Here is a 16,265-nt window from a genome sequence, read left to right on the forward strand (position 1 = left end):
TTTTAGTGACATTTTAGTGACACGGTATTCCAGAATATACGCATCAACGGAACATTCTCAGATGAATCGATTCAGGAGATCATTCCTGCATTACAACAAACTATTCCATTTCATTATACAAGTTCGGGTAATAAAATTTATATCAGCCAATAGATCACTGCTGTAGGTAATCATACAGCGCAAAGACTAACATTTAAACTACAACAACTTTTCATAAAAGAGATATTGTGGACGTCATAACGTCCGCTGGTACCTGCTTTTGCCTGGAATCTTCATTTTATAAACCAAAATTTACATGAACGTGAAAAAATGCTGCAAGCTACTGCTGTATCTTACCATCATACTATGCCTGAGCCCATGCTTTGGGGCGTATTCACAACAGGTGAGCATTCCTGCGGGTAAAAAACCGATCCGGGAAGTACTTGAATACATTGAAAAAACCACCCCATACAGATTTCTTTATACGGAAGATCCGATGTTTGACCGGCTTGCTGCAAACTATGACGGTAAAGTTGCCGACATCTCCACCGTATTAACTGCCATCCTGAAAGAAACGGATATCTCCTTCCGTGTCAATTCAAATAAACTGGTAACACTCCACACACCTCGTTCTGCACTGCTGGCAGCAAGAGATACCACAGGAGCAAACATTACCATTTCAGGTAACATTGGCAATCTTCAGCAACAACCATTAAGCAGTGTCAGTATTTACCTGAAAGCAAATCCACTGGTGGGTACAGTTTCCGATAAGAATGGATACTTTATCCTCAGTAATATTCCACGGTATTCCACACTGGTAGTATCATCTGTCGGATATAAATCCCAGGAGATTGATATCAAAACAATCCCGAATGGTAGTCTACGCAAATTCCCCATTTTAATGGAATCAGAAAGTCTTACCAAAGACGAAGTTGTGGTAACAGCCATGGGCGTACAAAAGAAAGTCAGCGTGGTAGGCGCCATTACTACTGTCAATCCCAGCGAGCTAAAAGGACCTACCCGTTCTCTTACCACACAACTCGCGGGCAGAGTAGCAGGCGTCACATTCGTACAACAATCAGGACAGCCGGGGCAAGACGGCGCCTCATTCATCATCAGGGGCATCAACTCCGTTACCGGTAATACGGCGCCACTGATATTGATTGATGGGCTGAGGAGAAATATTGATGATGTAGATCCAAACGACATCGCAACTTTTTCGATATTGAAAGATGCATCCGCCACGGCGGTGTATGGACTGGAAGGATCCAACGGGATCATCGTCATCACTACTAAAACCGGTAAAATCGCCTCACGGCCAACCATCCGTGTTTCTGCTTCCCACTCCATTAACAACGCATCCTACAAACCTCAATGGATAGATGCACCGACCTATGCAAAGATGAAGAACGAGGCCCTTGTGGTACGGGGTAAGCGTCCCTATTATTCTGATGCAGAAATTGCAAAATTTTCTGACAGCGACATGGATTTCTATCCGAATGTAGACTGGTATAAAACCATGGTGAAGCAGAACAACCCCTCCACCAAAGCCAATTTTAACATCAGCGGTGGTGGCAACGCCGTAACATATTATATGTCTGGTGGCTTTTACAACGAGAAAGGCATGTTCAACAGTACAAGTGCATCTAATGCCAACTACAACCAGTTCAACTTCCGCTCTAACCTGAAAGCAGATCTTACCTCCACCACAACGCTGGGAATTGGATTCGATGGCCGGTACAACACCACCACAGAGCCCGGCCAGGGTGTAGACAGGTTGCTCGACATCATGAATATGATTAATCCCACACTATTCCCTGCAGAATATTCCAATGGTACTGCACCGGAAGAACCGATCGGGATTGTTAATCCATATTCACTGCTGAACAAAACCGGTTTCATTAAGCGGTACGCCAACTACATGTCTACCAACTTAAACCTGACACAGAAACTGGACTGGATTACCAAGGGACTATTTCTCAACGGCATTGCCTCTTTTACAAAAAGCAATTTCTACGCTCACCAATATATCAAAGACTATCAGCGTAACGCACCTGATTTTGCGAACAGCTACATGGGTTCCGGCAGAGATGAAAAAGGTAACCTCGTTACCATCAACAAAACGCCGGATCTCGATGATAAAATGCGCTTCAACTACATATCTCCCACCGGCAACCGGGTGATAGAACTGCAGGGTAGTCTGAATTATGTTCAAACATTTTTTAAAGACCTGTCTGTAACAGGCTTACTATTATACAAACAACGCGAATTTCTCACAGATGCTCCTGACGGAAGTGGCGCCACATTGCTGATCAATGCGCTGCCTGCACGTGAGCAATCTGTTGCAGGAAGATTGACATTAGGCTGGGCCAACAAATATTTCACAGATGTCAACTTCGGTGCCTCCGGCTCACAGATGTTTACACCGGATAAACGATGGTCTACTTTTCCCTCCATCGGATTTGGCTGGGTGCCTTCATCAGAAAAATTCTGGGGCAGCATTTCAGAAGTGGTGGACTTCCTCAAGTTCAGGGTATCGTATGGTACAGTAGGCGCTCCCGGCGCCGCCACCCGCTTCGGCTACATGGCTACCACGGGCCCTGTTCGTGGTTACACTTTCGGATTCGGACAGGCGGCCGGCAGCGGCACTTACATCCCGGGTGTAGGAGAATCGAGGCTGGAGCAATTGAACCTCACCTGGGAACGTAACCAGAAACTGAACTTAGGTGCGGAGATAGGTTTTTTCAGAGAAGTAAAACTGGTGATCGATGCCTACCAATATGTGAACAACGATCAGCTCATCGATCTTAACAGGTTGCCAGCTACACTGGGCCTGCCCGCCGCTCCAAAGGCTAACCTGGGTAGAACAAAATCCAGGGGTATTGACTTCGATCTTACCTATACCAAATCATGGAATAATTTCAAGATCAATTATATCAAAGGAATCATCAGCTACAATGCAAATACCATCCTGGAAAACGGACAACTGGATCCTAAAGTGGCCTACCAGAGCGGTATCGGTCTCGACTGGGGACGCGACCTGAATTATATCGCGTTAGGACTGTTTAAAGACCAGAAAGATATTGATAACAGTCCGGTGCAAACCTGGAATAAGGTGATGCCCGGCGACATCAAATACAAAGATATCGATGGTGATGGTGTGATCACACCTAACGACAGAATCTGGACCGGGAATATATATCCGAAATGGAGCTACTCGCTGGCCATTGACCTGCGATACAAAAAATGGACGTTTGCCACCCGCGTCATTGGCAAGTTAAACATGTACAGAAGCATCAGCGGAGGAAGAATTCCATTCAATCCCTATAACTCCGGAGGGAATGAAAATGGCGCCGTTTACATGGCAGCTGTCAAAAATCACTGGACACCAGCTTCTTATTCCGGTAATGCCGCTACTGAAAATTTTGATGCCACCTATCCACGACTGGGCTTCGGTACCGACAACCAGAACAACGCTCAAACTTCCACCTTCTGGTTAAGAGAAGCATCTTACCTCAGAATCGCAGATGCTGAATTAGGTTACAACTGGACACCCAGATCGAAAAAGTCACCGTTCAGAAGTATTTACTACTATGGAAGATGCGACAATGTGATCACCTTCTCCAAATTTAAGGACTGGAATCCCGAGCAATATTCGTCGTATGCCTATCCCTTAAAAAGAACCATATCACTGGGATTGGAAATTGGATTTGACCTTTAAAAAGACGTTCATGAAAAATAGTATATCAAAATTACTTGTAGTCCTGTTATTCCTCCTTCCATCTTTCAGTTGTCATTACCTGGAAGCAGATGAATATCTGCACGAAGTGAATAATCTCAACAATATCTGGACGCAGCGAATAGATATCCGTAAAGCCTGGGCAGCCTGTTATGGCAATATCCCCAACTATACCGATATGATTAATTCGTGGCCGTTTAATACCAACTACGATGAAGGCCATGCAGGATTGGATAATTACTCCAATCTCATTTTTGCCCAGGGCAAATTCAGTTCCGATAATCCTATCTATGGCTTCTGGGGAAGTTATTACAGAGCTATCCGAACCTGCAATCTTTTCCTGGAGAATTACCACAAAGCAAGCGACAAACTGCTGGTAACGGGCGAAGTGGAAGGATATGCCGCCGATGCCAGGTTCCTGCGCGCATTTTACTACTCGCAAATGCTGGAGTTATACGGGCCTTTTCCCATTGTCAGCAAAACAGTAGATTATTCCAACACAGAGCTGTTGCCCACTAACAGAAATACCGAGGAAGAATGTGTCAACTTCATTGTGTCAGAACTGGACTCCTGTATTAAATTGTTGCCGGTGAAAGAAGATGTGCTGACCTCTGAAATGGGCCGTCCCTCCCGTGAAGCAGCCATGGCCATCAAAGCCAGGGTATTGTTATGGGACGCCAGTCCACTGGTCAATGGTAACCCGGATTACAGCAACTTCAAGGATCCCAAAGGGAAAGCATACTTCTCTACTACTACTGACCCACTGAAATGGAAGAAAGCAGCTGATGCCGCCAAAGCAATTATTGACCTGGGAAAATTCGAGCTGTACACCGTTCCCGCCAACAGTGGTAATATTACCGTTCCTCTTGGCAACTTCCCCGGAAACAATGTAGCATGGCCTAATGGACCAGCCGGCATTGATCCCTATCGCTCCTTTAAAGGACTGTTTAGTGGTGGCAAATCATACTGGAATAAAGAAGCGATCTGGATGGTTAACTTACCCGACCAAACCTTCAATCTTTCTGTTCTTGGATTCCCCAGGAATTATAATAATGGCGAAGGTGCGCAGTACACAGCCAGGGTAGCCGCTACACAAAAACTGGTAGATGCCTTCTTCATGAACAACGGTGCTACTATTGATGAGGAAAACAGGAAATTGTATAACGACATCGGCGTTGCTGAAAGCGGTGATAATTTGTATATCACCGGGTCTGGCAAAGATGCCAATACCCCCATCATTACCGGCTTTAATCTGTCAAATACAAATGCGAAAGTGCCTAACCGCTGCCTGAACCGGGAAGCGCGTTTTTATGCTACCATCGGATTTATCGGACGCGGATACCAACAGAATAATGGCACCTTATACTACGCCGATTACAAAGCCAATGCACTGGATGGCTTCCTGCAATCAGACAGGCCTTCTACCCGATCCGGTTATCCGATCGTAAAATGGGTATCGGATGATGACCAGAAAGCAGGTGGCAGCTATGACAAACCTTATCATGTAGTACGTCTGGCTGAAATCTATCTTTCCTACGCAGAAGCACTGAACGAATTCACTCCCGGAGATGCAGATGTGATAAAATACCTGAACCTGGTAAGGTTCCGCGCCGGATTGCCAGGATATGCTCCTGCCAGCCGCGAAGTGATGCGGGAACGGATTAAACGGGAAAGGTATGTAGAACTTGCATTTGAAGCGAAACGGTATTTTGATTCACGCCGTTGGAAGGATGCAGGTAAAACAACCCGTGACTCCTGGGGCAATAGTCTGGGTATGAGCGGACTTGTTTACGGATGCAATTTTATGGCTGCAGATGGCAGCTTCTACGACAGGGCAGTAATCGATGGATATGTCTTCAGACCCAAAAACTATTTTTTACCCATTCCTTTCCAGGAGGTGGCAAACTATTGGGGTACACTTTCACAAAATCCGGGATGGTAGGTCATTTAAAATCAAATATCATGAAACGCAATTATAGTATATTTTTCATCACACTTGCTATTACAGCATTGGGCAGCTGCGGTAAACCAGACTACGAAAACAAAGAGTTCTACAGGCAGGAAGCCTACATCATTTCTGCTGCGTCCACATCCGCTACAGAAAGGGAAATATCCGATCTGCCGGCACATACCTTCGTAGATACTCTAAAGTATAAAAATGCCCAGTATGATTCAGATACCATCATTGACACAAAAACTTTTGTTGCACAGGTAAAATTCAAAGTGGGCATTGGCGGATCACTGCCTGCCTCCCAGGATTACCAGATTGTCGTTGATTTTGATCAGGAAATATTGGAAGACTATAATATCCTGAAAAATACAACGAAGAAGATTCCTGATCCTTCCGCCTTTACACCCAACATTCCTTATAACGAAAAAGAAAAAGGCTTTGTAGTCGATATCAAAAAAGGGACTTCTTCTGCCTCCCTGATTTTTGATGTACCCATCGAAAGAGCGAAAATGAAAGACTACGAGGACTTTGCCTTTCCGTTGAAGATAGTGCGCGCCGACAAGATACCACTGAGCAGACAATATACGCAGTTCATGATTGCAGGTCTCCTGGTTACACAAGACAAAACCGTTAACTGGTCAGGATTTCCAATTCCCAAAATCCCTATGGGAAGATACTTCTCTGTACAGCTGGCCAGCAATGTGGCAGAGAACAATCCGGATGGAAGAACCAGGAAATATAAATTCATTACACCGATGAGCATCACAGATGATCCCCTGCTCAAAGATAAATACATCATCTGGGGCACAAGTGCCTGGAGCTTTGAGGTGTTCGGTTTGCACGGCGCCGGCTGGATGTATAATGTGCTCAGTCTTGTTGACAAGGACTTCGGAATTTACAGGGTGGAACCTGTCCTCTCCGGTAACACCAACTTCCCCTCACAAACATTTGCGTATTCAACAGTGCAACAGGCAAGTGACGATAATTTTTATGATCCCCGGCTCAAAACGTTGACGGTTCATTATAAGAATGTAATCGGTCAGGACTATACAGATGTACTGACCTTTGAAAGCGCTGATTTCACACTGGATGTAGTACGTGGCGGACAATTCTCTCCGCTCAGCTGGGCCCAGGTAAAGAGTAAAGGATTTAATTACTGGCTACCTAAAGATTAATTACGAATGACGGAAGCCAATATGGATTCCGCTAATATTTATACATTATGGAAAGGAGGCAATTTATTCGCCAAACAGGTCTGGTGGCCGCGGGCATATTCAGTCTGCGGTTATCCGGGCTGGCCGGAGACAAGAAAACGTATTCCGGTGTACTGCTGCCACAACACAATATTCCGGCAGACAAGCAACTCGATCCCTCCTTGGTTCAGACCCTTTATGAACGCGGCCAGCCTACGTTATATACCAAGGCGAAGAATGAGCTGCGTTACATCGGTATGCCCGCAGGCGGATTGCATACCGGTACGGTGTACCTCGGCGGCGATGGCCGCTTATGGCTCTGGAGCATCTTCAACGATGAACGGGAAGGCATTGATCCGAAAACAGTTCTCTGGAATGATGGAGTTTCTGAAAGACAGATACACAACAGAGATGGCGCCAGCTACGTAGAGCCCGCACTGGCAGCCAATCACCGGGTGCTGGACCAGGGCTTTGCTATTCTCGTGGAAACCGGGGGTAAAACGCAGGTGCTTCAGCTGAAGGAAGATGATTGGGAAGAAGTGAGTTTTGAGGCCACCTATCCGGTAGCCACTGTGCGTTATCGTCACCACAGTTTTCCGGTGGAAGTAACGCTACGGGCAGGCGGCATTTTCATTCCACTGGATGCGGATAACAGCGGTATGCCTGCCACCGTATTCGATATCAGTATAAAGAATATTTCCGGACAACCCGTTGTTGCCGCGGTTGCTGGCTGGTTAGAAAACGGCGCCAGGAAAATCACTGCAAAAAAAGGCGAAGGCGAAAAGTTGAATACCGCATATAACGGCATAGGTTATACGAAGATTCTTTCCTCCTTCCAGCCTGTTGATGAAAAAGTTGACCACCCGGACCAAGGCAGCACGGGTATTTTATACCTTGGCAACGGTGCCATCGCCAATGCCAACGCAAGCCCCTGGCCCGTACAGAAGCCTTTCTTCACTGCGCGCAACGAAAACGCAACAGCGAAGGCAGAAGAAAAGCTGGTGGCCTCCCTGGCAAGTCCTCAACAACAACTGGCTGCAGGCGAAACATTACAGGCGCAATTTGTATTGACCTGGCATTTTAACCATCCGTTAAAGAAAGTAGGAAGGCTGAAAGAAGCTGCTGCCGGTTATCATTACGCCAGCCGCTTCGCTGATGCTGCAGCCGTAGCAGATTACATTGCACCTCAATTTAAAGCACTCTGGGGGCATACGCTACGCTGGCATGAAACCTATTATGACGCTTCTCTTCCCTATTGGTTCCTGGAGCGTACGTTCCTGAATATCGGCACACTCGCTACCGCCAATACCTACCGTTTTGCAAACGGTCGTTTCTGGGGATGGGAAGGCGTTAATGCCTGCGAAGGTACCTGCACACATGTGTGGCAATATGCACAGGCAATGGGCCGCATATTCCCCTCACTGGAAAGCGATACGCGACAACGCACCGATCTCGGTATCGCCATGCAGGAAGATGGCGGCATCATTTTCCGCGCCGAATATGAATCCCGCCCCGCCATTGACGGACAGGCTGGCACCATCCTCCGGATCTACCGCGAACACCAGATGAGCGCGAACGATCAGTTTCTTCGCCAAAACTGGACACAGATAAAAAAAGCAGTAACCTTTATGCTGGCACAGGATAAAAATGGTGATGGCATGACGGATACCCCAATGGAAAATACACTCGACGCAGTATGGGAAGGAGAAATCGCCTGGATCGTTGGTCTGTGTATCGCTGCCGCACGCGCCGGAGAATATATGGCCAGGGAAATGAAAGATAACGACTTCGCCGCACGCTGTAAGGAATACGTAGCAAAGGGATGCAGCAACATGTCAAAACATCTTTTCAACGGCGAATATTTTATTCACCGTCCCGATCAGATACAGGGCCGGACAAAACTGGGCTCCTATAACACTTGCCATATTGACCAGGTATATGGACAAAGCTGGGCATTCCAGGCAGGACTCGGCAGACTATGGGACCAGGAGCAGACACGCACAGCACTGTGCTCCTTGTGGAAATATAATTTCACCACAGATGTAGGCCCGTATATCAAAACGCACCTTGGCGGCCGTCCTTATGCATTGGAAGGAGAAGGGGGCATGATCATGAACTCTAACCCCCACAACGAACCGAAACCATATGGAGAAAATGCTTCCTGGCAATTGGGATATTTCCATGAGTGCATGTCGGGATTCGAACACCAGGTGGCCAGTCATATGATGGCAGAAGAAATGACAGATGAGGCACTGGTACTCACTCATGCCATCCACGACCGCTACCACGCCGCTAAACGAAATCCTTTTAATGAAATAGAATGCAGTGACCACTATGCGCGTGCTATGGCCAGTTACGGCACATTCATCACCGCATGTGGTTTTGAATATCATGGACCCAAAGGCTACCTGCGATTTGCCCCTGCCTGGGGAAGAGCGCAGTTCAAAGCACCTTTCACTGCGGCAGAAGGCTGGGGCACCTTTCAGCAACAAGCAGATAAAGGTGGTACCCGTTGTAGTATTACGCTGCGTTATGGATCATTACAGCTTAAGACACTGAGTCTCGCTGCCGTGGGTACTACCCTCACCGCTACGCTTGCCGGAAAGAAGCTCAAAGCCTCACTACAATCATCCGGCAAAGACATCAGCATCATCTTCTCCCAACCTATACGTTTGCAGGAAGGAGAAACCTTAGAAATTCAACTCGTATGATCATGATAAATAATTAACGCTTCATTGTTTCTTTGTACTTCTCTCCCGGGAGCCAGCAGCGCGAAAGCGCTGCCAGGCACCGGCAAAAAGCAATATTATTCCTGTTACCTCGCAAATTTCTTTGACCCGGCCACACATAGAATAACACCCACCGTAACACCCAGCATCCCAATGCTTACCTGTTCATGAAGTAAAGTAGCCGCCAGGGTTAATCCAAAAAATGGTTGCAATAGTTGTAACTGGCTCACAGCAGCAATGCCACCCTGTACCAGCCCGCGATACCAGAATATAAAACCAATCAGCATACTGAATACAGAAATATATCCCATACAAATCCAGATCGGCACACCAATTCCAGCGAATGACAATGGAAGAAAGTAATACGTTAATGGAGCCATAAAAGGCAACGACAGCACCAAGGCCCAGCAGATCACCTGCCATCCTCCCAATGTTTTTGAAAGCTTTGCTCCTTCTGCATAGCCAAGGCCCGCCATGATAACAGCCATCAACATCAGGATATCACCAACAGGCGATGCGGAAAGCCCCTGGGCAATCGCGTAACCAATAACAAGCAGACTTCCTAAAATGGAAAACAACCAGAATGCCGGACGAGGACGTTCTCCTCCACGTATTACCCCAAATATGGCAGTGCAAAGTGGTAACATGCCGAGAAACACGATGGAATGTGCAGATGTTACATATCGCAGGGCCAGCGCTGTCAGCAGCGGGAATCCCACTACTACTCCCATTGCTACGGTAACCAAGGGAAAAATTTGTCTTCTGCCCGGTCGCTTTTCTTTTAAAATCAGTAGCATGCAAAGCGCAATCAAGCCCGCAATAGCAGCCCGGGCTACTGTTACAAATACCGGGGAAAGTACGAGTACCGCCATTCTTGTAGCTGGCAAAGAACCACTGAATATCAGTACCCCTATGAATCCATTTATCCAACCACTACGACTGTTTCCCGTTGATTTATCCGGGAATGATTGATGCCTGCCCATTATGTTGTGATGCCTTTTAATTTATATGCAAAAGAAGCGCAAAAGACCCAATAAGCACAGTCCCAGTTTTATGTATTTCGATGGACACAGTTATATTTGCAACATGGGTAAAGATTTTCTGTATAATGAAATAGCAAACGGAATTGCCGGCCAGATCAGAAGAGGTGTTTTAAAATCCGGTGACAGGCTGCCTTCTGTAAGAATGCTATGCGATAAACATGCTATCAGCATGAACACCGCCAGGAGAGTATTCCRGGAACTGGAAGCGCAATCACTCATTGACGCAAAACCGCAGTCGGGCTATTTTGTAAGCCGGCTACCCTACCTGAAACTGCCCCTCCCGGAAGTCAGCCGGCCATCATCGTCAGCTAAAAACAATGAACCGGATGAATTAATCAGTAAGGTGTATGCTAATATGGGAAACAATGACCTCACCCTTTTTTCCGTTGGAGTTGCCTCCGGAGATTTACTCCCCCTGGCAAAATTGAAAAAAGAAATCATACAGGCTACACGGGAGCTCAGAGATGGTGGCACTGCATATGAGCCTTTGCAGGGCAATGCAAAATTGCGGAGAATGATTGCTGTCCGCTCCCTGACATGGGGAGGCAACCTCCATGAAAACGATCTGGTCACTACCAACGGAGGAATGAATGCACTCTCTTTTTGCCTGATGGCAGTGGGCAAGCCGGGAGACACCATTGCAGTAGAAAGTCCTGCTTATCCCGGCACACTCCGGCTGGCCATAAGCCTCGGATTTAAAGTACTGGAATTACCCACACACCCGATTACAGGCATAGAGATAGATGCCTTAAAAAAAGCGATTCCAAAAATCAATCTTTGCCTATTGGTCCCCAACTTCAATACTCCGCTGGGGGGCTGTATTCCAGACGAAAGCAAAAAAGAGATAGTTGCGCTTTTGTCGAAACATAATATTCCGCTCATTGAAGATGATATATATGGCGACCTCTATTTCGGTCCGCTACGTCCGAAATGCTGTAAATCATTTGACGAAGAAGGAAATGTTTTATGGTGCAGTTCTATCTCCAAAACCCTGGCACCAGGCTATCGTGTAGGATGGACAGCTCCCGGCAAATACAAGGAAAAGTTGCTGAAACTAAAACTGATGCATTCCATATCCTCCCCTTCCATCATGCAGGAAGCAGTAGCCAATTTCCTTGCCACAGGTAAGTATGACAATCATCTCCGTCACCTTCGGCGAACTTTACAGGATAATTATCAAAATTATGTTCATACAATAGCCCAGTATTTTCCGGAAGGAACCAAAACAAGCAGACCTCAGGGCGGCCTTTCTATCTGGGTGGAATTTAACAAGGGAATTGATACGGCAGAACTATACGATCTGGCCATTAAACAACGTATCAGCATTTCACCCGGACGAATGTTTACCCTGCAAAATCAATTTGAGAATTGTATGCGACTCTGCATCGGCCTACCCTGGTCAACAGAAATAAAGTCGAAATTAAAACAACTTGGAAACCTGGTAAAGATGCTTTGATTTTTTTTAAATAATTTGAAAAGCGAAAGATATCTTTACTTTTCTAAAACCCGGATATGAGACGAATAATTTTAGACCTCGCCACCACCCTTGACGGATTTATCGAAGGACCAAACGGCGAAATTGATTGGTGCATCATGGATGATGATATGGACTTGGCAGGATTCATTGAAACAGTTGATACTATATTCTATGGGAGAATAAGCTACGATGCATGGGGCAATTTCCAACCCGATGCAGGCGCAGACGAAACAGAAAAAGCGATTTGGAAAGGTGTTCATTCAAAGAGAAAAGTTGTTTTTTCCGGCCAGCACAGACAAGATAACAATGCTGAATTCATTAGTACAGATATTATCAATAGCATTCATAACATCAGGCAACAGGCAGGAAAAGATATCTGGCTGTATGGCGGCGCCAGACTGATTGAAACATTCATCCAATTTGATCTGATTGATATTTACAGGATATCTGTACATCCTGTCGCCCTGGGAAAAGGAAAGCCACTATTTGAAAATCTGCAAGATCGGCTTCAGCTGAAATTAACAGCAACAAATGTATTTAAGTCCGGCGTGGTACAGCTTATTTATGAAAAATAAGTGGTAGTGCTTCCTCCCTGCATCATCTCATCTTCCCATCAATGTAACGCATATATGAATATTTGCACATTCATGCACCGCTAATCCAATCAAACTGGTATGAATAGCTTATCACCAACCCGGAAACAATTTATTGACGAAAATTTCTATGAGGGAATTGGGAATCAAATCAGTAAAGAAAAATTCAACCAGCTTACAACACCGGAAGAGCTTCACTACTTAGCGGAACAGCATAACTGGGATGATGGCGTGGACGTGCTGCAATGGGTGGCTGAAAGTGAACAATGCAGCGAAGCAACTGCCTTAATGCTTTTCTGGTTGGCACAACCCCGCGAGTTTACCAGGTATAAATTAACGTTCACATTTGGAAATATACACGAAAATCAGGCGTTCCAATTAATCAAAACAATCCTCGAATATTTCACAAAGGGTGTTTACAAAAAGACTGATATACATTTTGACCCGGTAACGGTCAATGGATTTCCTGCACTTCAGGTACCTGCATTCATGAAGCTGGCAACAAAAGGTGAAGAAACTTATATTTACTACGAGAAGAAGGAAGTAGATAGTTGGTTGCTTCAGCAGCTGGAAAATAAGATTAAACGATGCGATAATACTTTAGAACTATTCAATATTGCATCATTCATTAAAACCCCTGACAAAGCAAAACTAATACTTAACAGCCGGCTATGTGACAAAGGAATTGCGGTAATGCTTTTTTGGAAACTTATGACCTACGCCTATATGTGGTATGAAACAAGTGATCTGCTTGCAGAAATTATTGAAAAAGTAAACACTAATGAGTACCCCGAAGTATTAAGCTATGACCCAACAACAGATACCCAAATTACGATGAACATCCCTAAACCCAGGTGGGCAATACCGGAAATGATGACACGTCCGGTTTAAGCCAGCATGCCGGCTAGCCTAACACTTTCTCAAAAGCCTTTCGGGCAGCACCCCTGAAATATACTTCACCACAATAGGTGTAATTCAGTTTGTCCAATATTCGTAGCATGGGAACATTATCAAAATTGGTATCTACCTTAATACTATACACATTTTGCTCCATGCTCAAAGTTTCTATCATTTCAAATAACTTTGTAGCAATCCCTTTTCCCTTTGCCAAACCCGATGTAGCTACCCGGTGTACTACAACGTAATCACCGTCCGTCAGCCATTTCCCTTCAATATCCTGGTAGGCGGGTTCTATATCAAAAATAATAGCTGCGTAGGCGAGAATAGAGTCATTATCAACCACCACATAACCATAGCCATTTTTTATATCATCTCTTACGGTTTGTTCATTAGGGTAACCATCCTGCCATTGGGTACTACCGTCTTCCTTTCTTTGTGCTATTGCCTGCTGTAAAATATCCCAGATAACAGGAACTTCTGAAATGTCTGCCTTTCTTAAAATCATTTACTAAAATTTGGGGGATTTCATAAGAAATCACCGTGTGAAGAGGTAAAGGTATAAATTTGTCTCATTCAAATATACTAAAACAACCACGCAAACATCATCAATATACTTACCACATCTTTATCAGGAAATGAAAATTACATACCTTTATTTTACCTGAAAATTGAAACCCAAAAGAAATGAAAAATCTCATAGACAATAAAGACTACAAAGGCATTGAAGCCGCACTGTCAAACAATCCACAGCTTGCCAATGAAGGTATTCCTTATGATGAGGTGAACACCACAAAAGCTCATCCTTTGCACCGGCTTTGTGACGGCGTTTTTTCCGGAAAATTTTCAGACGAAGAAGCCATTGAAATGGCTAAAATATTTTTAAAATATGGCGCAAACATTAATGGGGATGGCCTGATAGAAAAAAACGATACACCACTTACTGCCGCAGCGAGCCTGAATGCCGACCAGGTGGCCATTTTTTATATAGATAACGGAGCCAATATACATCATGCAGGCTGTCATGGAGGCACTGCATTACATTGGGCAGCATGGTGCGGAAGAAGTAAAGTTGTCAGGAAATTAATAGACCAGGGCGCAGAAGCAGAAATTAATAAGAAATGTATAGACTTTAAATCGACACCTCTCTTCTGGGCCGTTCATGGACTAAAAAATGGCGGCTCCAATAGTATACCTGCCACTTTGGAATGCATCAACATCTTACTTCAATCTGGCGCAGACAAAAATATTCCAAATGGTGATGGAACAACAGTTTTTGATTTGCTGACAAAAGAAGATGTGGAATTAAAAAAAGCATTACAGGAAGACTAAATTGCCAGTTGATCTTCTTCCACCTTTGTGGGTGCAAAGGCGGAGGTAAATAATATCGTTAATGCACTCAGCAAAGCAATAACGGTGACGATGATAAAAATCACGGCTTTGTTACCTGTTGCGTCAATAAATTTCCCCATAAGAGGCTCTCCTACGGCAGCAAATACATATGCTACCATGTTCATGATACCAGTACCAGTGCCTACATATGCCTGACCCAGTAACTCCGGCGCCAGCGGCCAGAAATTAGCCTGCGGACCATATGCAAAGAAGCCTGCAAGAAACACCAGTAGGGCTATCGTGATACCGCTTTTTACATTGACGAAATAAATAGCGGCAGACAGCACACTGCAGACGGCCATACCAAAGCTGATGGACACAACACGGTTGGACCGGAACAACCAGTCAGACAGGAAGCCAAATGAAATAGCGCCGGTAGCCATGCCAATAGGTAGTAACAGGCTTATCCAAACCTGGGAATTGGCGGTTTCAACTCCGGTGCCCAGGAAGTAAAGCGGTAACCAGAATATAAGTGCATACCTGGCCATGCTTTGAAATCCAAGTGCGAGACATACTACCAGGAATCGCCGGTTACTCAATACTTTACGGTAAGCTTCTTTCCAGCCTGGCTTTTGCGTTGATACGTTTCCGGGAGAACTTACGGTATCAGGTCCATTTTTCACTATCAGAAAAAATATGATCACGGCTACTGCAAGAAAAAGTACCGGGATACGGAACAGGTTACGCCAACTTTCGTGTACCAGTAAAATGGACATCAGGTAGGTGAGCACGGAAGATAGTCCTGCTGCCATGGTGTAAAGACCAAAGGCCAGGCCTCTGTTACCACTACTCCACCAGTTTGAAATAATCCTGCTGCCGGAAGCCCAGGCCATAGACTGAAAATACCCGTTCAGGCTCCATAAAATCAGGATCACCACAAAAGAGTTCGACCAGCTGATCAGCACATTGGCGGCCACAGACAATAATCCTCCTGCAGTAATCATGTGTTTGGGACTAAACCGGTCGGCCAGGTTGCCGTTTATCAATTGTCCCAGCGCATAGCTCACCAACATGGCGAAACTGATCCAACCTACCCTTTCGTAGGAAATATGGAGGGTATCCGCGAGCTGGTGGGCTGCCCAGCCGAAATTGTGCCGGCCCGTATAAAAGAAAAGATAACAGAACATGGTAACCAGCAACATTTTCCAACGCTGCCTTTTTATTTCCTGAGCAACACCTGTAATCATTATCTGAGCAGATTTAAAGCACCCCCTACAATTTAAGCGGGCTTAATGAGGAATTATCTAACTTTCGTTTTTCGTTTATGTAGGG

11 protein-coding genes and 1 pseudogene are annotated in these 16,265 nt (G+C 45.4%); 9 read left to right on the forward strand and 3 right to left on the reverse strand.

Annotated features, from left to right (window positions below; all coding sequences use genetic code 11):
• Nucleotides 1-24: 24 nt before the first annotated feature.
• From AC1DP6_RS32425 to AC1DP6_RS32445, 5 genes and pseudogenes are all read left to right on the forward strand, one after another.
• Nucleotides 25-153: pseudogene (locus AC1DP6_RS32425) on the forward strand (DUF4974 domain-containing protein); the annotation flags it as partial.
• 142 nt (nt 154-295) lie between these two features.
• Nucleotides 296-3,700 carry a SusC/RagA family TonB-linked outer membrane protein gene (locus AC1DP6_RS32430; protein ID WP_477058577.1) on the forward strand — a complete coding sequence of 1,135 codons (3,405 nt, stop codon included), beginning with the start codon at nt 296-298 and terminating at the stop codon, nt 3,698-3,700.
• Nucleotides 3,701-3,710: 10 nt separating this feature from the next.
• Nucleotides 3,711-5,660, forward strand: a complete 1,950-nt coding sequence (locus AC1DP6_RS32435; protein ID WP_477058578.1) for a RagB/SusD family nutrient uptake outer membrane protein — start codon at nt 3,711-3,713, stop codon at nt 5,658-5,660.
• 20 nt (nt 5,661-5,680) lie between these two features.
• On the forward strand, nt 5,681-6,844 hold the full coding sequence (locus AC1DP6_RS32440; protein WP_477058579.1) for a BT_3987 domain-containing protein: 1,164 nt from the start codon (nt 5,681-5,683) through the stop codon (nt 6,842-6,844).
• 47 nt (nt 6,845-6,891) lie between these two features.
• Nucleotides 6,892-9,573, forward strand: a complete 2,682-nt coding sequence (locus tag AC1DP6_RS32445) for a GH116 family glycosyl hydrolase (RefSeq protein ID WP_477058580.1) — start codon at nt 6,892-6,894, stop codon at nt 9,571-9,573.
• A 104-nt stretch (nt 9,574-9,677) separates the two neighbouring features.
• Here AC1DP6_RS32445 and AC1DP6_RS32450 read toward each other — a convergent pair whose 3' ends face one another.
• On the reverse strand, nt 9,678-10,574 hold the full coding sequence (locus AC1DP6_RS32450) for a DMT family transporter (protein ID WP_477058581.1): 897 nt from the start codon (nt 10,572-10,574) through the stop codon (nt 9,678-9,680).
• Nucleotides 10,575-10,677: 103 nt separating this feature from the next.
• On the opposite strand from AC1DP6_RS32450, the gene AC1DP6_RS32455 reads away from it, so the two are divergent.
• The 3 genes from AC1DP6_RS32455 (at nt 10,678) to AC1DP6_RS32465 (ending at nt 13,595) form a co-directional block, all read left to right on the forward strand.
• Nucleotides 10,678-12,090 carry an aminotransferase-like domain-containing protein gene (locus AC1DP6_RS32455; RefSeq protein WP_477058582.1) on the forward strand — a complete coding sequence of 471 codons (1,413 nt, stop codon included), beginning with the start codon at nt 10,678-10,680 and terminating at the stop codon, nt 12,088-12,090.
• Between the two features lie 56 nt (nt 12,091-12,146).
• Complete coding sequence (locus AC1DP6_RS32460) at nt 12,147-12,686, forward strand: dihydrofolate reductase family protein (RefSeq protein ID WP_477058583.1); 540 nt, start codon at nt 12,147-12,149, stop codon at nt 12,684-12,686.
• Nucleotides 12,687-12,785: 99 nt separating this feature from the next.
• A complete protein-coding gene (locus AC1DP6_RS32465; protein ID WP_477058584.1) occupies nt 12,786-13,595 on the forward strand; it encodes a DUF4274 domain-containing protein in 810 nt (269 codons plus the stop codon).
• Nucleotides 13,596-13,608: 13 nt separating this feature from the next.
• On the opposite strand, the gene AC1DP6_RS32470 is transcribed toward AC1DP6_RS32465, so the two are convergent.
• Nucleotides 13,609-14,109 carry a GNAT family N-acetyltransferase gene (locus AC1DP6_RS32470; protein WP_477058585.1) on the reverse strand — a complete coding sequence of 167 codons (501 nt, stop codon included), beginning with the start codon at nt 14,107-14,109 and terminating at the stop codon, nt 13,609-13,611.
• A 179-nt stretch (nt 14,110-14,288) separates the two neighbouring features.
• On the opposite strand from AC1DP6_RS32470, the gene AC1DP6_RS32475 reads away from it, so the two are divergent.
• Nucleotides 14,289-14,933, forward strand: a complete 645-nt coding sequence (locus AC1DP6_RS32475; RefSeq protein ID WP_477058586.1) for an ankyrin repeat domain-containing protein — start codon at nt 14,289-14,291, stop codon at nt 14,931-14,933.
• Here the strand turns inward: AC1DP6_RS32475 and AC1DP6_RS32480 are convergent.
• Nucleotides 14,930-16,180, reverse strand: a complete 1,251-nt coding sequence (locus AC1DP6_RS32480) for an MFS transporter (RefSeq protein ID WP_477058587.1) — start codon at nt 16,178-16,180, stop codon at nt 14,930-14,932. The two genes, AC1DP6_RS32475 and AC1DP6_RS32480, sit on opposite strands and share 4 nt — an antisense overlap.
• Nucleotides 16,181-16,265 lie beyond the last annotated feature (85 nt).

Source organism: Chitinophaga sp. 01L420 (assembly GCF_056399985.1).